Origin of the sequence: Herbidospora sp. NBRC 101105 (genome assembly GCF_030269205.1) — a bacterium.
In the GTDB taxonomy this organism is placed as follows: Bacteria; Actinomycetota; Actinomycetes; order Streptosporangiales; family Streptosporangiaceae; genus Herbidospora; species Herbidospora solisilvae.
In genome coordinates this window covers 1,216,605-1,236,884 of the sequence record NZ_BSSX01000001.1, presented here as the reverse complement: position 1 = coordinate 1,236,884, position 20,280 = coordinate 1,216,605, and the positions used below count along the sequence as shown (strand labels likewise).

The following is a 20,280-nucleotide window of genomic DNA, read 5'->3' as shown; positions in this document are numbered from 1 at the left end:
TGTGTCCTCCCGTCAGAGTGCGACCGCGTAGCGCCGGGCGGCGTCCTCCTTGAGCGAGAGGCCGTGGCCGGAGACCGACGCCGACGGGGTCACGACGCCGTCCACGGGTCGCAGGCCCCCGTCGAAGAGCAGGTCCTCGACGCGGTCGTGGTCGGCGAACCATTCGAGGTGCCGGAGGTTCTGGGTCGCGGCGCCGATCTGCGCCGACAGGCTGTTGGCGCAGTGGGCCGACACGTCCCGGTTGACGGCGGCGGCCACGGCGGCGGCGCGGGCGAACTCGGTGTAGCCGCCGCAGCGGGTCACGTCGATCTGCAGGCAGTCGACGACGCCGGCCATGCGGGCGAAGTAGGGCAGGTCGTAGCCGTACTCCCCGGCCGCGACGTCGGGCGGGCTGACCGCGCGCACCTCCGCCAGACCGGCGAGGTCGTCGCTGGAGACGGGCTCCTCGAACCAGGTCACGTCCCAGTCGGCGAGCCGCCGGGCGACCCGGCGGGCCTGGCCGACGGAGTAGGCGCCGTTGGCGTCCACGTACACCTCGGCGGCGTCGCCCACGGTCGCGCGGGTGAGCGCGACCCGGTCGAGGTCGGCGCCGATCTTGATCTTCACCCGGGGCACCCGGCCGGCCCAGTGCTCCAGCCAGGCGCGCAGCGCGGCGTCGTCCATCGAGGTGAAGCCGCCGCTGGCGTACACGGGGACCGATTCGCGCACCCGGCCGAGCAGGCGGCACAGCGGCAGCCCCACCGACCGCGCCGCCGCGTCCCACAGGGCGATGTCGACCGCCGAGATCGCGCACGACACCAGTCCCGGCCGGCCCAGGTTGCGCACGGCGTGCCGCATGGCCGCCCAGCAGGCCGGCACGTCGAGCACCGGCCGGCCCGTCACCGCTCCGGCCAGCACGCCCTCGACCAGCGGCACGCAGGCCGCGTCGGCGTACGTCCACCCGAGCCCCGTCACGTCGGCGGCCCGCACGTGCACCACGACGACGGTGGTGGCGTCCCAGCCGAGGGTGCCGTCGGTCTCCGGTTCCGGCGTGGGCACCCGGTAGGCGCGGGCCGCCACGTGGTCGACCGGCGCCATCAGTCGTTCTTCCGGCCGTGCAGGAACTCCTGCGCCTTGGTCTTCACCCCTTGGGCGATCAGGTGGAACGCGCTCGGGTCACCCTGCAGCACGGCCTCGGTCACCGACTTGACCTCGTCGAAGGTCGCGTGCGGCGGGATGGGCGGCACCTCCGGGTCGCAGTGCACGTCGAGCACCGCCGGCACGCCGGCCGCGAACGCCCGGTCCCAGGCCGTGCCCAGGACGTCGGGCTCGGTCACGGTGATGCCCTCCAGGCCGAGGGAGCGGGCGAACCCGGCGTAGTCGACGTCGGGGAGGCTCTGCGAGGCCTCGAACTTCGGCGCGCCGCCCATGGCCCGCAGCTCCCAGGTCACCTGGTTGAGGTCGTTGTTGTGGAAGACGCAGACGACCAGGCGCGGGTCGCGCCACAGGTGGTGGTAGCGGGCGATGGTGATCAGCTCGGCCAGGCCGTTCATCTGCATGGCCCCGTCGCCCACCAGGGCGACCACGGGCCGGCCGGGATGGGCGAACTTGGCGCCGATGGCGTAGGGGACGCCGGGGCCCATCGTGGCCAGGGTGCCCGAGAGCGAGCCCCGCATGCCCTCGCGCATGCGCAGGTTGCGGGCGTACCAGTTGGTGGACGAGCCGGAGTCGGCCGTCACGATCGTGTCGCCGGGGATGCGCCGGGACAACTCCGAGACGATCAGCATCGGGTTGACCGGCTTGGCCGTCACCTCGGCCTCGCGCTCCATGACGTCCCACCAGTGGGCCACGTTCCGCTCGATGGTCTCCCGCCACTCGCTGCCGACCTTGGGCCGGATCATCGGCAGCAGCGCGGTGAGCGTTGCGGCGGCGTCGCCGACCAGGTTGACCTCGGTGGGGTAGCGCATCCCGATGAAGCGGCCGTCGATGTCGATCTGCACCGCTCTGGCCTGCCCGAACTCCGGCAGGAACTGGGTGTACGGGAAGTTGGAGCCCACGATCAGCAGGGTGTCGCAGTCGCGCATCATCTCGTAGCTGGGCCGGGTGCCGAGCAGCCCGATCGACCCCGTCACGTAGGGCAGGTCGTCGGGCAGCACGTCCTTGCCCAGCAGCGCCTTGGCCACCCCCGCGCCGGTGAGGTCGGCGAACCGCCGCACCTCCTCGGCCGCGCCCCGGGCGCCCTGCCCGACCAGGACGGCCGGCCGCTCCCCCGCGTTGATCACCTCGGCGGCCCGCGCGATGTCTGACTCGGTGGCGACCGACCGCGCCCACAACGTGCCGGGCGGGCTGGAGGGCACCATCTTGAAGGCGTGCTCCGGCGGGGCGTACTCCTCCTCCTGGAGGTCCGACGGGATGATCACCGCCGTCGGCGCGCGGGACGCCTGGGCGGTCCTGATCGCGCGGTCGAGCGCGTTCGGGAGCTGCTCGGCCACGTTGACCTCGACCAGGTACTCCGAGGCGACGTCCTTGAACAGCGCCTGGAGGTCGACCTCCTGCTGGTAGCTGCCGCCCATCGCGCTGCGGGCGGTCTGGCCCACGATCGCCACGACCGGCACGTGGTCGAGCTTGGCGTCGTAGAGGCCGTTCAGCAGGTGGATCGCCCCGGGTCCGGAGGTGGCCATGCACACCCCGAACCGCCCGCTGAACTTGGCGTATCCCACGGCCGCGAAGGCGGCCATCTCCTCGTGCCGGCTCTGCACGAACCGGGGCATGTCATCCGCCCTCCCCAGGGCCGCGAGGATCCCGTTGATCCCGTCCCCCGGATAGGCGAAGACCTGCTGCACGCCCCATTCCTGCAGGCGTCGTACCACGTAGTCACCGACGGTCTGCGTCATGAGCCCGGCCGTACCCATCCGTTTTGTCGGCACACGCACCTTTTGTCGGATTTGGGTTAGACGAGCACGTGGCCCCCGTCCACGGTCAGCACGGTCCCCGAGGCGAACGGCTCAGTCATCAGGAACACGTACGCCCGCGCGATGTCCTCGACCTCGCCGACCCGGCCGACCGGGATCACGGCCCCGGCCTCGGCGTACATGCGCTCGCGGGCCTCCTCGCCCATCCCCGCCCACAGGGGCGAGCGCACGAACCCGGGGGCGACGGCGTTGACCCTGATCGGGGCCAGTTCGACGGCCAGCGCCCTGGTCAGCGACTCGATCGCCCCGCAGATGCTGGCCGCGACCGACCATCCGGGCCCCGGCCGGTCCTTGGCGGTGCCGGTCGTGAGCGTGATCGACCCGTCCTTCCGCAGGTGCGGCAGGGCGGCCCGGACCGCGCCCAGTGCCCCGAAGTAGCGGACGGCGAAGAAGTGGCGGGCCGCGTCGAGGTCGAGGCCGTCGACCGGCATCAGCGCCAGCGGCTCTCCGGCGGTGTAGACCAGGTGGTCGACCGGGCCCGCCTCGGCGAGGACCGCGCCCACCGCCGCCGGGTCGGTGAGGTCGGCGACCCGTCCCGCCGCGCCTTCGGGCAACCGCGCCAGCGCCCGGTCGACGCTGGCCCGGCGGCTGGAGGCGACCGTCACCGCGGCCCCCTGCCGCGCCGCCGCCTCGGCCGTGGCCAGCCCGATTCCCGAGGTGCCGCCCAGCACGACGACCCGCTTTCCCTGAAGATCCATGGTTCCCTCTCCCGTACGAGGACGATGCCGACCCCTCCACGATGGCCCCGCCGGGAGGCCGCCGTCCAAGACCTCGTTCGCCGCCTGTAATACCCTGAGGGCATCACGACCGGGAGGAGGCGCTGGTGGACGTCGACCTGCGGAAGCTGCGCTACTTCGTCGCGGTGGCCGGGCGGCTCCACTTCGGCCGCGCCGCCGAGGACCTGCACATCGCCCAGCCGGTGTTGTCGCGCCAGATCCGGGCGCTGGAAGACGAGCTGGGGGCCCAGCTTTTCCTCCGCACGAAACGGGCGACCGAGCTGACCCCGGCGGGCGAGCAGCTCCTCGCCGACGCCCGCCCGCTGCTGGCCTCGGCCGAGGGCCTGCGCCGCCGCGTCGCCCGCGTGGCCCGGGGCGGCGGCGTGTTCACGGTCGGCTTCATGCCCGGCCTGATCGTCACCCCGGCGGTCCGGGCGTTCGGCGAGCGCCACCCCGGGCTGACCGTGGAGGTGGTCCGCACCACCTGGGACGACCAGACCGCCACCATCCACGACGGCCGGGTCGACGTCGGCTACGTGCGCCTGCCGATCGACCGGCGCGGCCTGCGCGTCACTCCGCTGTGGAGCGAGCCGCGCGTCGCCGTGCTGCCCGCCGACCACCCCCTCGCGGGCAAGGACGCCGTCGGCATCGCCGACCTGGCCGACGAGCGCCTCCTGCAGAACCCCGACGCCGTCCCCGAGTGGCGCGACGTCGCCACCCGGCGCGACCCCGAGGTCAGGTTCCGCGCGGTGGAGGAGAAGCTGGAGCACGTCGCCGGCGGTCACGGCGTGGTCGTCCTGCCGCTGTCGGTGGCGGTCTTCTACACGCGCCCCGACGTCGGGTACGCCCACGTGACCGACATCCCGCCGAACCAGGTGTGCCTGGCCTGGAGCGCCGCCCGCCGCGATCCCCTGATCGCCGGCTTCGCGGCCGTGGCCCGGGAAATGTCGGTGGCCGCCGATAGTTTCTGATCAACCCCCCGAACACGGAAGGTTGGTCATGTACCGACAGGGTGACATCCTGATCATGCCGGTCCCCGAGGCGTCGGTGCCTCCCGGTCTCGTCGCCGAACCGCGTGACCACAAGGGCCGCATCGTGCTGGCCCTGGGCGAGGCCACCGGCCACGCCCACGCGCTCCACGGCCCCGGAACGCTCTACCCGGGCTTCCTCCACCTGCCCGAGGGCGGCCGGCTGGTCCACGAGGAGCACGCCACGATCCCGTTGCCGAAGGGCTGGTTCCGGATCGTCCGCCAGCGTGAATACGTGCCGGGTTCGTTCCGGGTGGTGGCCGACTGATGCGCGTCGAGACCACGATGACCTGGGCCGACGTCGCCTTCTCCACCGGCGGGGGCGACCGCGCCGAGGCCGAGGCGGGTGTCCGCGAGGCCTACGCCGCCGCCGGGCTGGCCGCCCCCCGGGCGATCATCTGGGCCGGGTCGCCGGTCGTCGCCTCGGCGGCGGCCGCCATCCACCACGGCGGCGAGGCCGCCGTCGACGCCCTGAACAAGGCCGGCCTGGGGTCGCTCATCCTGTCGGCGGCGCCGTTGCTGGCCCGCCCCCTCGGCCGTTCCGTCCGCGAGGAGGTGCGCACCCACCCCTGGGAGCGGGCCCGCGCCGACGTGCTGCGCGAGACCGGCGGGGCCGGGTGGGCGCGGGTGTGGGAGTCGACCGGCGGGCTGCTCTGGCCGAGGGTGAACACCGTCCTCCAGGAGATCCGCCGGGGCCTGTCGGTGCTCGGCGGCGAGGAGGCCGGCGACCTGCTGCGCCAGGCCGCGCTCGACGCGGTGCTCGGCCAGCACGACGCCGCCTGGTTGTCGGCCTTCGCCGACGCCCCCGGCCTGGCCGGTCTGGCCCGGGTCGCCCGCAACGCGGGCTGGTGGTTCCCCTACGCCGACGTGGCGATCGTCTGCGAGCGCCCCGCCGAGCTCCACCTCGACGAGGCGGGCCGCCTCCACCGCTCCGACGGCCCCGCCCTGGTCTTCCCCGACGGCTTCGCGCTGGAGGCCTGGCACGGCATGCCGGTGCCCGAGGGCTTCGTGGCGTCGATGGCTGACCTGAACCCCGAGCGCATCCGGGGCGAGGAGAACGCCGAGCTGCGCCGGGTCATGCTCGAACACTTCGGCTTCGACCGCTACCTGTCGGAGTCCGGCGCGACCCCCCTCCACCGCGACGAGACGGGCGTCCTGTGGCGCATCAGCCTGCCCGACGACGAAGACGTGGTGACGGTCGAGGTGGTCAACTCGACCGCCGAACCCGACGGAACCTTCCGCACCTACTTCCTGCGGGTGCCGCCGTGGGTGCAGCGCGCCCGCCAGGGCGTGGCGTGGACGTTCGGGGTGAAGGAGGAGGACTACCGGCCCGAGAGGGAGACCTGACCCCCGAACTCTCCGGGCAGCGCCAGGGTGAAGGCGGCCCCCCGGCCGGGCGCCGTGCGGAGGTCGAGACGGCCTCCGTGGGCCTCCGCCAGCGAGCGGGCGATGGCCAGGCCGAGCCCCGCGCCACCGGGCCCCGACCTGCTGCGTGAGGCGTCGGCGCGGGAGAACCGGTCGAACACGCGGGCGGCCTCCTCCGGGCCGAGCCCCGGCCCGTGGTCCTCGATCACCAGCACCGCCTCGCCGTCTCGGGTGCCGACCCCGATGCGCACGGGCGTGCCGTCGGGGGTGTGCTCGACCACGTTCCCGACCAGGTTCGTCACGACCTGGCGCAGCCGGGCCTCGTCGCCGACCACGGGCGCCGAGGCGGGCGGCCCGCCGTCGGGGCCGGTCAGCTCGACCGGCCGCCCGGGGGCCAGGGCGCGCAGGTCGAGGCGCGCGTCGGCGGCCAGGGTGCGCAGGTCCATCGGGGCCAGGTCGAGCGGCAGGGCGTCGCCGCCCTCGTCGAGGCGGGCCAGCAGCAGCAGGTCCTCGACCAGCCGGGCCAGCCGTCCGGCCTCGCTCTCGATCCGGGCCATCGCGGGGGCGACCTCGGGCAGCCCGCCCATGCGGTAGAGCTCGGAGAACCCCTTGATGCCGACGAGCGGGGTGCGCAGCTCGTGCCCGACGTCGGCGACGAAGCGGCGCAACCGGGCCTCCGACTCGGTGCGCGCCGCGAAGGCGTGCTCGATCTGGCCCAGCATGCCGTTGAGCGCGGCCGACAACCGGCCGACCTCGGTGTCGGGGGCCGCGTCGGGCACCCTGCGGCCGAGCTCCCCCGCCGCGATGGCGGCGGCGGTCTCCTCGATGTCCCGCAGGGGCCGCAGCCCCGCCCCGACGGCGAACCACCCGGCCAGCGTGAGCAGGCCGAGCAGCCCGATCCCGGTGACGACGTAGATGACACGGAGACGGCCGACCGTGGCCTGCACGGCGTCGAGCGAGGCCGCCACGACGACGGAGGTCCCGGCTCGATCGCGGGGCACCACGAGCACCCGCCAGTCCGCCCCACCGGCGGAATCCCGCGCCTCGAAGGGCTGGAGTTCCGAACCTGTCCGCTGCGCACCCGCGCCACGCTCGGGGGCGATCGGCTCGGGCGCGGTCGGTGCGAGGTGGGCGGGGCCGGGGGCATCGCTCGGGTGGGCGGGCAGTTCCGGGCCGCCGGGGCCGGGTGGGAGGCGGACCTCTGAGACGGGGTCGCCGTCCGGGGGCAGCTCGGCGATGTACAGGCGGTTGATCAGGTCGAGGTTGGTGCTCAGGGTGTTTCCCGCCACGCGGTCGGCAGGGGCCTGGGAGGCGAAGCCGGGCGGGATGGCGGCGATGATGCCGCCGAACACGCGGAGCTGGGTGTCGACCCGCTCGACCAGGCCCGATCGCAGCAGGCCGACCACGATCGAGCCGCTCAGCAGCAGGCCCGCCGCCAGCAACGCGCAGGTGATCAGGAGGAGGCGGCCGCGCAGGGAGGTCATCGGGGCTCGCGCAGGACGTAGCCGACGCCGTGGACGGTGTGGATGAGCCGGGGACCGCCGGCCTCCAGCTTGCGGCGCAGGTAGCTGACGTAGGTGTCGACGATGCTGGTGTCGCCGGCGAAGTCGTACTGCCAGACGTCCTCGATGATCGAGGTCTTCGACACCACCCGACCGGCGTGCTCGGCCAGGTAGCTGAGCAGCCGGAACTCGGTGGGCGACAGGCGTACCGTCACCCCGGCCCGGCGCACCTGGCAGCCTTCGACGTCGACCTCCAGGTCCCCGACGACCACGGCGTGGGCGTGCGGCACGCCGGTGCGGCGCAGGATCGCGCGGATGCGGGCCAGCAGTTCGGGCAGGTCGAACGGCTTGGTGACGTAGTCGTCGCCGCCGAGGGTGAGGCCGGTGACCTTGTCGGCCGGGGAGTCGCGGGCGGTCAGGAACAGCACCGGCACCGGCGGCCGGGCCAGGTCGCGCAGCCTGCGCACGACCTGGAAGCCGTCGAGGTCGGGCAGCATCACGTCGAGCAGGATCAGGTCGGGGCGGGCCAGGCGCACCGCCTCGACGGCCTCGGCGCCGGTGGCGGCGGAGGTCACCTCGAACCCGGCGAAGCGGAGGGTCGCCGACAGCAGTTCCCGCACCGTCGGCTCGTCGTCGACGACCAGCAGCCGCTCCATCACGCCCCTTCCGTCCTCCACATCATGCGTCCCGCCGCCGGAGCACCACGTAGGCGGCGGCCAGCAGGATCGCGGCCCACGCGCAGGTCACGGCGATGCCGGCCGCCGGTCCCGGCAGGTCGGGGTCGCCGTCGAGGCTGAGCAGCCGCAGCCCGGCCGTGATCGGCCAGTAGCTCAGGATCAGCCGGGCCAGCCATTCAGGGTAGAGCGAGGCCATCGCCGGGACGAACACCCCCATCACTATCGTGACGACCAGCGCCCCGGCGGTGCTGCGCAGCAGGCAGCCGACGGCCAGGCCGATCAGCCCGAGCAGGGCCAGCAGCAGCCCCGGCCCGGCCAGCACCCGGAGCATGCCCGGCTCGGCCAGCGGGTTGACGGGCACACCCCGCGAGGTCAGCACGGCCCGGTTGACGAAGACCACGATCAGCCCGGTCACCGCCCCGGCGGCCAGCGTCAGCCCGCCGCAGACCACGGCCTTGGCCGCCAGCACCCGGCCCCGGCGGGGCGTCGTGGTCAGGGTCAGCGCCATCGTGCGGGTGAGGTACTCGACGGTGAAGGCCCGCAGGCCGAAGTAGCCGACGGCGATCTGGACGAAGATCAGCGGCCGGAAGTCGGGCGCGGGCCGGTAGGCGGCCCGCTCGGCGGCGGTCATCCTGGCGTGCTCGGTGGCGGCGGCGTGGCCGAACAGCACCGCGAACAGGGCGCCGAGCACGACGATCGCGGCGAGGGTGAACCAGGTCGACCGCGTCGTCCACGTCTTGGCCCACTCGGAGCGGATGGCGTCGATCATCGGGTCAGCTCCATGAACGCCTCTTCCAGGGACGCGCGGCGGGGGGTGAGCTCGTGCAGGACCACTCCCTCGGCGACGGCGAGCTCACCGACGCGCCGCGTGCCCAGCCCCCGCACGACCAGTTCGTCTCCGGCCGGGTCGACGTCGGAGGCGCCGTGGGTGACCAGGACCCGGGCGAGCCGGCGGGCCTCCGGGGTGCGCACCAGCACCCCGTCGGGCCGGGCCAGCGCCTCGACGGTGGTGTCGGCGACCAGCCGCCCGCGCGCCACCACGATCAGCCGGTCGGCGGTCACCGCCGTCTCACCCATCAGGTGGCTGGAGACCAGGACGGTCCGCCCTTCGGCCGCCAGCTTCCGGATCAGGGTGCGGATCCAGACGATGCCCTCGGGGTCGAGCCCGTTGACCGGTTCGTCGAGGATCAGCACGCCGGGGTCGCCGAGCAGCGCGGCGGCCAGCCCGAGCCGCTGCTTCATGCCGAGCGAGAACCCGCCCGCGTGCCGGTGCGCCACCGCCGTCAGCCCGACCAGGTCGAGCACCTCGTCGACCCGCCGCCGTGCCAGCCGGTTGCTCAGCGCCAGACAGCGCAGGTGGTCACGGGCGGACCGGCGGGGGTGCACCGCCCCCGCGTCCAGCAGCGCCCCGACCGCCCGCATCGGCTGGGGCAGGTCGGCGAGCCGGGCCCCGAGGACGCGGGCGCGGCCCGCGTGGGGGGCGTCCAGCCCGAGGATCATCCGCATCGTGGTCGTCTTGCCGGCCCCGTTGGGGCCCAGGAACCCGGTCACCGCGCCGGGTTTCACGTCGAACGTCAGGTCGTCGACGGCGACGACGTCGCCGTAGCGTTTGCTCAGTCCGGTCACTTCGATCACGCGGCCGAGCGTGCGCTCCCGGGCTCAGGGCTTCCTGGACGGTTCTGTGAGAGTCCTGTGAGGGATCCGTTCGAGCACGCCCCCGGCGAACACGTCGTACAGGCCCGTCGGTTCGAGGTGCACGTAGCCGATGTGGCAGTCGCACTCCAGCTTCGGGCAGGCCCGCCGGCCCAGCCGGGCGCGGAACGTGCCGTCATAGAGATTTCCCAGGACCGTCGGGATGAAGTGGCAGCGCCGGACGGTCCCGTCGCCGTCCACGGAGATCACCGTGTCGCCGGTCCGGCACGCCTGGCCCGCGCTGAGGTGCGGGCGGCGGCTGTAGTGGAACAGCGGGTCGATCTCCTGCCAGCGGGCCGCCTCCTCGTCGGTGTAGGTCCGGCCCTCCTCGGCGTTGATCCACAGGTACGTCCCGGCCGGGAGGTCGCGGCGCAGGCGGCGGGCGTCCTCCAGGTGGGCGGGGTCGCCGACCACGCCGACGCTGTGGCGGACCGGCAGGCCCGTGACCTTGGCCAGGAAACGGTCATAGGTCACCTGGGTGGGGTGGTAGGTGACCCACAGGGCCAGCTTGTCCGGGTCCGCCCGGTCGAGCCAGGCGGTGCGGGAGCTGAGGTTGGTCTGGATGGCGACGCGGCGGACGTTGGCCCGGTGGCTGAGCTCGACCATCGCCTCCCGGTACCACGACCGGACCAGCCCCTCCCCCCACGGCGTGAACAGGACGCTCACCTCGTGGTCCTGCGCGGCGGTCCACTCGGTGAAGCGGCGCAGCGCGGCCCGGTCGGCGCGGAGCTGCTCGGGGGTGTCGCGGCGTTTGGCGAACGGGCAGTAGGCGCAGTCGTAGTCGCAACTCGCCAGCGGCCCCCGGTAGAGGATCGTCAGGTGGGTCATCGGGCGTCGTTGCCCGCCATGAGGGCGCGGACGCCGGCGGAGAAGAGGGCGGGCCCGACGGCGTCGGAGTGGGCCAGGCCCTCGTCGGTCAGCCGCAGCACGTCGCCGTCGTGCACCAGCCACTCCTCGGGCACCGCCGTGACGTCGGGGTCGCCGCCGAACCGGTCGCGGTAGAGCCGCAGGTCCAGGCCGTCCTTCTGGAGGAGACTCTGGATCGTGTGCCGCCGCCGCCGTTCGTCGCCGGTCAGGGTGAAGCCGATCAGGGCCTCGGTGAAGTCGTCGCGGCGCACGTAGTCGTCGATGATCGACCGGACGTGGCGGGCGCCGACCGCGTACTCGTGGGAGTAGTGCAGGGTGCTCGTGTACGACCGCGCCCCGCACCCCACACTCGCCATGCCGTCGGTCTGGCAGCAGTAGTCGGTCGAGGCCTGCGTGCCGGGCAGCCGGAACATGCGCATCGACACCTGCTCGTAGCCGCGGGCGAGCAGCAGGTCGCGGCCCTCGCGGTAGAGCTCCATACGCTGGTCGTCCCAGTCGCGGCCGATCTTCCCGAGGCCGGTGAGGGGGCGTACGTACAGCGGGTAGAGGTAGAGCTCCTCGGGGGCCCAGCGCAGCGCGGTCTCCAGGGAGTGCCGCCACGTCGCGGCGGTCTGGCCGTCGATGCCGTAGATGAGGTCGATGTTGAGGATCGGGAAGCCCGTCGCCCGGATCGTGTCGAGGGCGCGGTCGACCTCGGCGCGCTTCTGCGGGCGCACCGCCGCGCGGGCCTCCTCGTCGACGAAGCTCTGCACCCCGATCGAGATCCGCGTCGTGCCGCGCTCCTTCAGCACCGCCAGCCGGTCGGCGGTCGCGGTCGCCGGGGAGGTCTCGACCGACAGCGGGATCTCGCCGTAGGGGGTGATCTTGCCGGTGACGTCGAACAACCGGGTCAGCTCGGCGGGGCTCAGATAGGTCGGGGTGCCGCCGCCGATCGCCGCCGTGGTGAAGGCCGGGTCGACCGCGTCGGCCAGCGCCAGCGTCTCGCGCTCCAGCGCGTCGAGGTAGGCGGCCACCAGGTCTTCGGGGGCGCCGGTCCGGGTGAACAGGTTGCAGAAGCCGCAGCGCATCTCGCAGAACGGGATGTGGGCGTAGAACGACCCGGCCCGCTCGCCCCGCCACACGTCGGCCAGCGCCGGGCGCGGGTCGAGCGGGCGGTAGGCGGTCTTGTGGGGGTACGCGTAGACGTAACTCTCATACGGACTGGTCATCGGAGCTCCGGTCGAGGACGAATTCGGCGTAGGGGACGGTCCAGACGACCTCGTGCGCGAGCCGGTGGCCCACGTGGCCGTCCTCGCCGTAGGCGGTGCCGTGGTCGGAGCAGACGATCACGAAACAGGGCCGGCGGCGGGTCATCAGGGCGAACAGCCGGGCGACGTGCCGGTCGACGTACTCCAGCGCCGCCGCGTGCGACTCGATCGAGTCGTCGGCCGCGCCGGGCAGGTAGAACCGGTTGGGCTGGTGCAGCGCCGAGACGTTCAGGAACAGGAAGACCGGTTCCGGCACGCCGTCGAGCACCTCCTCGGCCCGGTCGAGTTGCCGTTCGAAGGAGTCGGGGGCGGTCACCCCGAACCCGGGCGTCCAGTGGCTCTCCTGGAACAGGTCCGGCAGCACCGAGCCCAGCGGGCTCAGCCGGTTGAAGAACCCCACCCCGCCGACGCAGACGGTCCGGTAACCGGCTTTCGCCAGCCCGGCGGGCAGGTCGGGCGCGTCGAAGACCCACGTCCGCGGCGAGGTGGTCGCGCTGCCGGGGAAGGACGCCGCGAACGGCCGGGTGTGCGGCCCCGGGGTGACGGGGGTCGGCAGGAACCCGGCGAACATCGCGGCGTGCGAGGCGAACGTGAAGCTGCCGGGGCTGTGCCGTCTCTCCCAGGTCAGGAAGCGGGCGAAGCCCGGCGTGCGCCCCTCGGCCATGAGGCGTTCGGCGACGTCGTACCGGAGCGTGTCGAGGGTGAGGAGCAGGATGTCGTGGCTGCCCACGATCGTGTTCATGTCGCGCACGATCGCCACCCCGCCGCGATCGCCCGCGCCTGGCACTCGTAGGTCGTCAGGCCGCTCCCGTCGAGCGCGCCCAGGCCGGGCAGCAGGTCGCCGAAGGCGTTCACCTCGGCGACCGCCATCGACCGCCAGTCGGCGCCGATCATCAGGTCGACGCCGGTCGTCAGGCTGCCGGGGAAGCAGGCGGCGGTGCGGGCGCAGACGTCCATCGCCTCGTCCCATCGGTCGCCGCCCAGCCGGGCCCGGATCTCCCCCAGGTCGCCGCGCCGCCCGCCGAGGTGCAGGTTGGTCATCGGCACCCGGCTCACCCGCGCCACCGCGTGGGTCGGCCGCCCGGCCACCGTCACCACCCGCAGGTCGAACCGGCCCTCCGCGACCGACGCCTTGGGGAACCAGCGTTCGACGTGGAGCCCGTCGGGGGCCAGGGTGTCGACAATGCGGGCGACGGTCGATTCGTCGGTGTACGTCCGGACCGCCAGCGAGTTCCGCAGGTCCTCGGTGGCCGAGGTGACCGCGCGCAGGCGGGCGCCGGAGGTCTCGAAGGCGATCACCCCCGACGCCGAACTGCCGTGGGCGGGCTTGACGAACACCCTGGGCCACGCCCGCGCGCGCATCTGTTCCCGCAGCTCACCGTAGGAGTGCACGGTGACCCCGCCGGGCACCGGGAGACCGGCCGAGGCGAGCAGGGTGTGGCAGCGGCGTTTGTCGAACATGGTGGCGATCTCGTCCACGTTCGCCAGCAACTCGCCGCCCGCCCCGGCCACCCGCCTCACCCCGTCCATGAACCGGGTGTACCAGGTCGCCCCTCCCCCGACGCGGGTCGGGTCGCCCGCTCCCCGCAGCAGGGCGTCGGCCTCGGCCGACTCGCCGGGCGAGTCGACCCGGACGAGACCGGAGAACGTGAGCGGGGCGCCGGTCAGCACCTCCGTCCACGGGACCACGGTGATCTCGCCCAGGCCGTGGGCGAGGGCCGCCGCGCCGAACAGGTCGGTACGGCGGTCGCCGGGCGTGCCGATGACGATCATTCGTTCACCGAGGTGAAGAGCCAGCCGTCGTCCTCGTCCGGATCTCCCTGGGCTTCCAGGTCGAGGTCGACGGAACCGAGGGCGGCGCGCAGGCGGGCCATCATGGCGTCGCTCAGGTAGTGGTGGTGCAGGTCGAGCCGCCGCAGGTGGGTGAGCGGCTGGCCGCTGAGCAGCGCTTCGGCGCCGTCGTCGGTGAGCGTGCCCATCGACAGGGCGAGGCCGTCGAGCCGGGCCACGATCGGGGCGGTCGCGACGGCGGCGGCGACGTCGTCCTGACGGTCGCTGTCCTGCAGGCCCAGGTGCTTCAGGGCGGGCAGGTGGTCGCCGCTCAGGATGGGGGCCAGGTCGTCAACGGTGTAGTCGCCGCCGTACTCCTCGACGCCGAGCCAGAGCTCCAGGTGTTCCAGCGCGGGGAACCGGCACGCCGCGACGCCGCGCACGAAGTCGCCGTCGAGCCCGCCGCTCTCGGCCCGGAGCATGCGCAGCCGCTCGTGGCGGACCGGGGAGAGGCGCAGGCCCGTGCCGCCCCGGGTCTCCAGGCGCTCCAGGTCGGGGAAGGCGGTCAGCAGCGGGGTGACGTCGGTCTGGTTGATCCAGGAGATCTCCAGCGCCTCCTGCGGAATCGCCCCGAAGAAGATCGCGCGCAGGGCCGGAAGCCGGTGGGCCCCGGCGACCAGCCGCTCGACGACCGCGTCGGCGTCGGCGTCCCAGCCGCCGACGACGAGGGCGCGCACCTGGGCGGTGTCGACGGCGTCGAAGAAGTCGTCCAGATCGAAGGAGCCCAATTCCCAGGCCACCTCGCCGGGCGGGTGGCCGGCCTCACGGGAGAAGTCCACTGTCGGCAGGCCGGCGTAGCGGCGGTAGTAGACGTCGGTGTCGTCGGTGTGCCGGGGCAGGTCGAGGGAGATCGTCACTCGTCCACCGCCACGTAGAACCAGCCGTCGTCGTCGTGCTGGCGCTCGTCGAGGTCGACGCCCACCGTGAACAGCGCCTTCTCGACGCGCGCCATCATGGCCTCGCTGAGGAAGTGGTGGTGCAGGTCGAGCTGGTCGAGGTGGGTCAGCGGCTGACCGCTGAGCAGGGCCTCGGCGCCCTCGTCGGTCAGCACCCCGAGCGACAGGGCGAGCGTCTCCAGGCGGGCCACGACGGGCGCGGACGCGACGGCCGCGGCGATCTCGTCCTGGCGGTCGCTGTCCTGCAACCCCAGGTGCTTCAGCGCGGGCAGCCGGTCGCCGTTGAGAACCGGCGCGAGATCCTCGACGGTGTAGTCGCCGCCGTAGTTCTCGACCCCGAGCCAGAGCTCCAGGTGCTCCAGCGCCGGCAGGTCGCACCCGGCGACCCCCCGGACGAACGCGCCGCTCAGGCCGCCGCTCTCGATCCGGAGCATGCGCAGCTTCTCGTGCCGGACCGGGCTGAGGGCGAGGCCGTCGCCGCCCCGGATCTCCAGGCGCTCCAGGTCGGGGAACGCGGTCAGCAGCGCGGTGATGTCGCTCTGCTTGATCCAGGAGATCTCGCACCAGTCGGACCCGACCGCGCCTATGAACAGCGCCCGGAGGGCGGGCAGCCGGTGCGCGTTGGCGGTCAGCGTGGCCACGATGGGCGCCGAGCTCGTCGAGAACATGTCGTCCCAGTGGCCGATGACGAGGGCGGGCACCGTCTCGGTGTCGACGTGTTCGAAGAAGGCGTCCATCTCCTCGATGATGTCCTCGTCCAAAACGCCCAGGTACCAGGCGCCGCTGCCGCCCGGCTTCGGCTTTCTGCCGCCTTCCCTGTCCCAGCCGATCACCGGCAGGTTCGCGTAGCGCTCCCGGTAGTCGTCGTGCTCCTCGGGGCGCAGTGGCACGTGGAGGGAGATCTGCGAGGTCACTCGGACACCGCCACGTAGAGCCGGTCGTCCTCGGGCGAGAAGCGGTCGTGCAGCTTGACGTCGACCCCGGGCAGCGCCTTCGCGACACGGTCGGCCATCGTGTCGCTGAGGAAGTTGTGGTGCAGGTCGAGGACCTTCAGGTGGCTGAGCGGCTGGCCGCCCAGCAGCGCCTCGGCCCCCGCGTCGGTCAACGTGCCCATCGACAGGTCGAGCTCGTCGAGCTGGGCCACGACGGGCGCGGACGCCACGGCGGCGGCGATCTCGTCCTGGATCTCGCTGTCCTGCACGCCCAGGTGCTTCAGGGCGGGCAGCCGGTCACCGGCCAGGATCGGGGCCAAATCGGCGGCCGTCGTGTTCCCGCCGTAGCGTTCGACGCCGAGCTGGATCCACGAGATCTCGCACCAGTCCGGATCGACGTCGCCGATGGACAGCCTGCGCAGGCCCGGGAGCAGGTGGGCGTTGGCGACCAGCTTCTCGACGATGGCCTCCGAGCTCTCCTCGTACATCTCGGGCCACTCGCCGATCCGGATGGACGACACCTCCTCGGTGCCGTCGCCGGCGAAGAAGGAGTCCAGGTCGTTGAGGATGTCGACGCCCTCGTCGATCCCCCTGCCCAGGTCCACGTGGCTCACTCGGCCACCGACACGTAGATCCAGTCGTCGCGCTCCTTGCGCTCCTCCAGGTCGAGCTCGGCGTCGCCGACGAAGGCGCGCAGGCGTTCGGCCAGCGGGTCGGTCACGTAGTTGTGGCGCAGGTCGAGCACCTTGAGGTGGCCGAGCGGCTGGCCGCTGAGCAGCGCCTCGGCGCCCTCGTCGCCCAGCGTCCCCATGGCCAGCGACAACACGTCGAGACGGGCCACGATCGGGGCGGCGGCCACGGCGGCGGCGATCTCGTCCTGGTGGTCGCTGTCCTGCAGGCCCAGGTGCTTCAGGGCGGGCAGCCGGTCACCGGCCAGGATCGGGGCCAGGTCGGCGATCGTGGAGTCGCCGCCGTAGTCGTCGACGCCGAGCCACAGGTCGAGGTGCTCCAGGGCGGGCAGGTCGGACGCGGCGACCGCCCGGACCACCTCCGCGGGCAGCCCGCCGGTCTCGAACCGCAGCACCCGCAGGTTCTCGTGGCGGACCGGCGAGAGCGCCAGGCCGCTGCCGCCGCGAACCTCCAGCCGCTCCAGCTGCGGGAAGGCGGTGAGCAGCGGGGTGACGTCGGACTGCTGGATCCAGGAGATCTCCGCCTCCTCCGACTGGATCGCGCCCAGGAAGATCGCCCGCAGCGCCGGGAACCGCTTGGCGTTGTCGGCCAGCATGGAGACGATCACGGAGGAGTCGGTGTCGTACGCCTGCTCCCAGCACCCGATGACCAGCGCCCGCACCTCTTCGGTCGCGACCTGGTCGAGGAACACCTGGAGGGTCCCGGCGAACGCGCCCTCCTCCGCGTCGTAGGCGTCGGGTTCGGCGATCCGCCACGCCACCGTGCCGGCGGCCGGGAGCTTCTCGTCGTCGTCGTCCGGCGGGAAGACGCACACGTCGAGACCGGCGTAGCGCTCGTCGTAGAGATCCCACGGGTCAGGGTGGATGTTCTCCGGGAGGATTGTCAGCATGGGCCCAGTTCCTATCAGAACGCGGCGACAAATCACGGAGTCAGCCCACATTTCGTGATCGAAGCGGCCCCGTGACTCAGCCGTGGCCGGCGATCAGCGGATCGGTCAGCGCCAGACCGCGTTCGTGAGCACCTTGGACAGGCCGGCGGTGCTGAACTTGTCGACGATGAGGATCTTGGACTTCGGCAGCAGCCACTCACGCTGGACGAAGGTCGCCCTCACCTTGGACGAGTCGTTCGCGACGCACGTGATCCGCCAGGCGCGGTACTGCGCCTTGTGCCCCTTGCCGATCGCGCGATAGCCGGACGTGAGGAGCTTGACGCCGCCACCGTAGCTCCACTTCGCGTTCAGCGGGCACGGCTGCACGTCGGTGGCGGGGTAGTAGGGCGACTCGCCCGTGTAGGGCTCGAACAGTTCGTCCCCGACAGCGATGCCCTTCGGCCCGTAGATCGAGAATTGGTGGCAGCCGGGCTCATGGAGCTTCTTGCACTTACCGGCGACCACGTAGACGAAGTCGCCCTTGCCGCGCACCTTCCACGCGGACGGCAGGGTGATCGTCAGTCCCTTACGCAGCTTGAGCACCTGCCCGGCTGAAGCCTGTGCCGTGGCGGGCACCAAGGCGCCTAAGGCCGTGACGACGACGGCGAGGGAAATGATCCGCTTAATCATGACTTGTGAGACGAGCCGCCGCCGGGAAAGGTTCGGGGGGCGACGAGAATCGCACAAGGACTCGTCCCACGGCGACGGCACCGCCGGCCGAAGGGCCGTGACCCGCACGCCTAGCCCCAGGCGTGCGGGTCACGGGGCCGGGGGGATCAGCCGCCGGGCTGGGTCACGCCGTTCACCTTCAGGGTGTAGGGCGCGTACTGCTGGCCGAGCTCGGTCGGCTCGTCGTACGCCACGATCGCCACGATCTTCGTGAACGGCCGGGCGAGCAGGAGTTCGAGGCGGTTCAGGTTGATCGTGCCCTTGCCGTTGAACTCGACCTGGGCGGCGACCTTGTGCTTCTCGTCGAGGCCCACCAGGCGGACGTTCCAGTTGTGCACGGCCGTCGGCTTGATCTCGGTGAACGAGTCGAACGGCTCCAGGCTGGAGCCGTCGCTGACGACGGTGCCGCCGACCGTGACGTCGTCGAGGTACAGGCCGCCCTCGTTGACGCCGCCGTCGGAGACGTACTGGAAGCCGAGCAGGATGTCCTGGCCCGCGTAGGCGGACAGGTCGAACGTGTGCGGCTCGAAGCCGCTGGTGGTGCCGTTCAGCGACGGGCCGAGCGGGCCCTCGACGGTCTGGTCACCCGAGACGGGGGTGTAGGTCGCGCCGCCGTCGGTGGAGACGACGACGTAGCCGTAGTCGTAGCCCTCCTCGGCGCCGTACTTGGCGAGCAGGCGCAGGGTCGGGTCGGCGGCCGGGACGCTCACCTCGGCCACGGCGCTGACGTTGAGGTTGTTCTCGTTGCCGGAGAAGAGCACCGGGTTGCCGGGGCGGTCGGGTTCGTCGTTCACGATCGTCCAGGCCAGCGGCAGGGCGGGCAGGCCGGTGGCGCCGGTGAACGTGAGCGTGCGCAGTTCGCTGCCCTTGAAGGGCTTGCCGTCGGCCTTCTGGAGCGTCACGTAGTCGGCGCCGTTGGGGGCGGCGCCGGGGGTGTCGTAGGTGTCGGGGTTGGCCAGGTTGACGGTGGAGCTGAGCGAGGCCGAGGTCACCCGGGACTTGGGCACGCCCAGCACGATGCCGGTGCGGCTCTCCACGATGCGGTCGAGCAGGACCATCGACTGGTAGTCGTGGATGACCCGGTAGAGGTCGGCGCCCTCCGCCTTCAGCGCGGCCTCCAGGCTGGCCAGGCCCTGGCGTTCGCCGTCGCGGTGCAGCGTGGACATGAAGTCGGCGCCGTAGCGGTCGTACAGGAAGAGCATGATCTCGTAGGCGTTGCCGTAGTCGGCGAGCACCTCGCTCGGCTCTCCCTCACCCCACAGGGTCAGCGAGTTCTGCGGGCCGCCGCACTGCCGGGGGTTGGGGTTGTACCGCGCCTGGACGTTGCCGAAGCCCTGGAAGCAGTAGATGTGGCTGTCGGCGCCGTAGTCGTTGATGGTGGCCTTGGCGTCGACGTAGCCGGTCAGGGTCTGGGCGAAGTCCGAGAGGCCCTCGTTGATCCAGTTCCCCTCGAACGGGTCGGTGTAGTACATGAGCAGGTGCTGCCACTCGTGCGCGAACGTGCCCTCGTAGGCGTTCGGGCGGGCCGGCCGGCTGGTGCACAGGTCGCCGGTGGGCTCGTCGGCCGGCTGGTCGCCGGTCCGGTGGGCCCAGTCGAAGGCGTCGACGGTCATGACGTTGCGGTCGACGCGCTCGTTGATGCCGGCCGAGAAGAAGCCGGCGATGTAGGTCGGGTTGGCCGGGAAGTCGTAGAAGTTGTCGTCGCGGATGTTGTCGATCAGCGCGACCGTCTTGTCGCCGTCGCCGGTGTAGTCGCCGGGGATGCGGGCGTTGGTGCCGTCGCGGTCGGGCGGCGTGGAGAAGGCCGCGGTCTCCTTCGGGTACATGTTCGTGTCGAACTCGTTGACGAAGTAGGCGACCTGCGCGTCGGTGATCGTCGTGGAGTTCGGGATCTGCGCCCGGCAGTCCCCGGCCGGGAACGACAGATCGTTCGCGACCCACACCTCGATCTTGTCGCCGACGCCGCGCAGGGTGAACGCCTTCGGGAACGGCGCGCCCCCGGCCTGCGTGTCGTCGATGGCCAGCCAGTTCCGGACGGTGCCCACCGGCGGTGTGGCGGCCGCCGCGGCGGTCGTCTTCCGCGCCTTGGACGGCTCGTAGCGCGTGGGCAGGTCGATCTTCTTGCCCTGGAAGGTGTCGGCGAGCTTGCCGTCCCAGTGCCGGAAGTCGTTCAGCGGGGCCGAGGACGGCGCCGGGGCGGCGGCCGACGGGGTGGCCGGGAGGAGCGTCGCGAACGGGAGGGCAAGGGCGGTGACTGCTAACGCGATGACACGTCTGCGTGTCATTGAAC

Annotated in this window: 20 protein-coding genes; 3 read left to right on the top strand and 17 right to left on the bottom strand. The window is 72.5% G+C overall.

Going from position 1 to position 20,280, the window contains the following annotated elements; translation table 11 throughout:
- Positions 1-12 precede the first annotated feature (12 nt).
- From QSK34_RS05540 to QSK34_RS05530, 3 genes are read right to left on the bottom strand one after another with little or no spacing between them, the layout of a single operon-like run.
- A complete protein-coding gene (locus tag QSK34_RS05540; protein WP_285580602.1) occupies positions 13-1,077 on the bottom strand; it encodes an enolase C-terminal domain-like protein in 1,065 nt (354 codons plus the stop codon).
- Positions 1,077-2,873 (bottom strand): thiamine pyrophosphate-requiring protein, encoded by a 1,797-nt coding sequence (locus QSK34_RS05535; RefSeq protein ID WP_161478268.1) that lies wholly within the window; start codon positions 2,871-2,873, stop codon positions 1,077-1,079. Before QSK34_RS05535 ends, QSK34_RS05540 begins: the two co-directional genes overlap by 1 nt.
- Before the next feature lie 56 nt (positions 2,874-2,929).
- A complete protein-coding gene (locus tag QSK34_RS05530) occupies positions 2,930-3,649 on the bottom strand; it encodes an SDR family oxidoreductase (RefSeq protein ID WP_285580599.1) in 720 nt (239 codons plus the stop codon).
- Between the two features lie 125 nt (positions 3,650-3,774).
- Between QSK34_RS05530 and QSK34_RS05525 the strand changes: the two genes are divergently transcribed.
- The 3 genes from QSK34_RS05525 to QSK34_RS05515 are packed head-to-tail and all read left to right on the top strand — an operon-like array spanning position 3,775 to position 6,042.
- Positions 3,775-4,638 carry a LysR family transcriptional regulator gene (locus QSK34_RS05525; RefSeq protein ID WP_285580597.1) on the top strand — a complete coding sequence of 288 codons (864 nt, stop codon included), beginning with the start codon at positions 3,775-3,777 and terminating at the stop codon, positions 4,636-4,638.
- Positions 4,639-4,666: 28 nt separating this feature from the next.
- Positions 4,667-4,963, top strand: coding sequence for a DUF8820 family protein (locus tag QSK34_RS05520; protein ID WP_030453098.1), 297 nt, complete (start codon positions 4,667-4,669; stop codon positions 4,961-4,963).
- The gene (locus QSK34_RS05515; protein ID WP_285580594.1) at positions 4,963-6,042 is read left to right on the top strand and encodes a DUF6745 domain-containing protein; all 1,080 of its coding nucleotides are present in this window, start codon (positions 4,963-4,965) and stop codon (positions 6,040-6,042) included. The genes QSK34_RS05520 and QSK34_RS05515 overlap by 1 nt, the downstream gene beginning before the upstream one ends.
- Here QSK34_RS05515 and QSK34_RS05510 read toward each other — a convergent pair.
- The 14 genes from QSK34_RS05510 to QSK34_RS05445 form a co-directional block, all read right to left on the bottom strand.
- Positions 6,018-7,544 (bottom strand): sensor histidine kinase, encoded by a 1,527-nt coding sequence (locus tag QSK34_RS05510; RefSeq protein WP_285580592.1) that lies wholly within the window; start codon positions 7,542-7,544, stop codon positions 6,018-6,020. The genes QSK34_RS05515 and QSK34_RS05510 overlap by 25 nt on opposite strands.
- Positions 7,541-8,218, bottom strand: a complete 678-nt coding sequence (locus QSK34_RS05505; protein WP_285582054.1) for a response regulator transcription factor — start codon at positions 8,216-8,218, stop codon at positions 7,541-7,543. The genes QSK34_RS05510 and QSK34_RS05505 overlap by 4 nt, the downstream gene beginning before the upstream one ends.
- A 22-nt stretch (positions 8,219-8,240) precedes the next feature.
- Positions 8,241-9,008, bottom strand: a complete 768-nt coding sequence (locus QSK34_RS05500; protein ID WP_285580590.1) for an ABC transporter permease — start codon at positions 9,006-9,008, stop codon at positions 8,241-8,243.
- Positions 9,005-9,874, bottom strand: a complete 870-nt coding sequence (locus QSK34_RS05495) for an ABC transporter ATP-binding protein (protein ID WP_285580589.1) — start codon at positions 9,872-9,874, stop codon at positions 9,005-9,007. The genes QSK34_RS05500 and QSK34_RS05495 overlap by 4 nt, the downstream gene beginning before the upstream one ends.
- 24 nt (positions 9,875-9,898) lie before the next feature.
- The gene (locus QSK34_RS05490) at positions 9,899-10,759 is read right to left on the bottom strand and encodes an STM4011 family radical SAM protein (RefSeq protein WP_285580587.1); all 861 of its coding nucleotides are present in this window, start codon (positions 10,757-10,759) and stop codon (positions 9,899-9,901) included.
- Complete coding sequence (locus QSK34_RS05485) at positions 10,756-12,006, bottom strand: STM4012 family radical SAM protein (protein ID WP_285580585.1); 1,251 nt, start codon at positions 12,004-12,006, stop codon at positions 10,756-10,758. The genes QSK34_RS05490 and QSK34_RS05485 overlap by 4 nt, the downstream gene beginning before the upstream one ends.
- Complete coding sequence (locus QSK34_RS05480) at positions 11,990-12,787, bottom strand: STM4013/SEN3800 family hydrolase (RefSeq protein ID WP_285580583.1); 798 nt, start codon at positions 12,785-12,787, stop codon at positions 11,990-11,992. The genes QSK34_RS05485 and QSK34_RS05480 overlap by 17 nt, the downstream gene beginning before the upstream one ends.
- Positions 12,784-13,818 carry an STM4014 family protein gene (locus QSK34_RS05475; protein ID WP_285580581.1) on the bottom strand — a complete coding sequence of 345 codons (1,035 nt, stop codon included), beginning with the start codon at positions 13,816-13,818 and terminating at the stop codon, positions 12,784-12,786. The genes QSK34_RS05480 and QSK34_RS05475 overlap by 4 nt, the downstream gene beginning before the upstream one ends.
- Complete coding sequence (locus QSK34_RS05470; RefSeq protein WP_285580579.1) at positions 13,815-14,732, bottom strand: STM4015 family protein; 918 nt, start codon at positions 14,730-14,732, stop codon at positions 13,815-13,817. The genes QSK34_RS05475 and QSK34_RS05470 overlap by 4 nt, the downstream gene beginning before the upstream one ends.
- Positions 14,729-15,685, bottom strand: coding sequence for an STM4015 family protein (locus tag QSK34_RS05465; protein WP_285580577.1), 957 nt, complete (start codon positions 15,683-15,685; stop codon positions 14,729-14,731). Before QSK34_RS05465 ends, QSK34_RS05470 begins: the two co-directional genes overlap by 4 nt.
- Positions 15,682-16,317, bottom strand: a complete 636-nt coding sequence (locus QSK34_RS05460) for a hypothetical protein (protein WP_285580575.1) — start codon at positions 16,315-16,317, stop codon at positions 15,682-15,684. The genes QSK34_RS05465 and QSK34_RS05460 overlap by 4 nt, the downstream gene beginning before the upstream one ends.
- A complete protein-coding gene (locus QSK34_RS05455; RefSeq protein ID WP_285580573.1) occupies positions 16,314-17,282 on the bottom strand; it encodes an STM4015 family protein in 969 nt (322 codons plus the stop codon). Before QSK34_RS05455 ends, QSK34_RS05460 begins: the two co-directional genes overlap by 4 nt.
- Positions 17,283-17,387: 105 nt before the next feature.
- The gene (locus QSK34_RS05450; RefSeq protein ID WP_285580570.1) at positions 17,388-17,951 is read right to left on the bottom strand and encodes a hypothetical protein; all 564 of its coding nucleotides are present in this window, start codon (positions 17,949-17,951) and stop codon (positions 17,388-17,390) included.
- Between the two features lie 146 nt (positions 17,952-18,097).
- On the bottom strand, positions 18,098-20,275 hold the full coding sequence (locus tag QSK34_RS05445) for a M6 family metallopeptidase (protein WP_285580568.1): 2,178 nt from the start codon (positions 20,273-20,275) through the stop codon (positions 18,098-18,100).
- Positions 20,276-20,280: the final 5 nt, after the last annotated feature.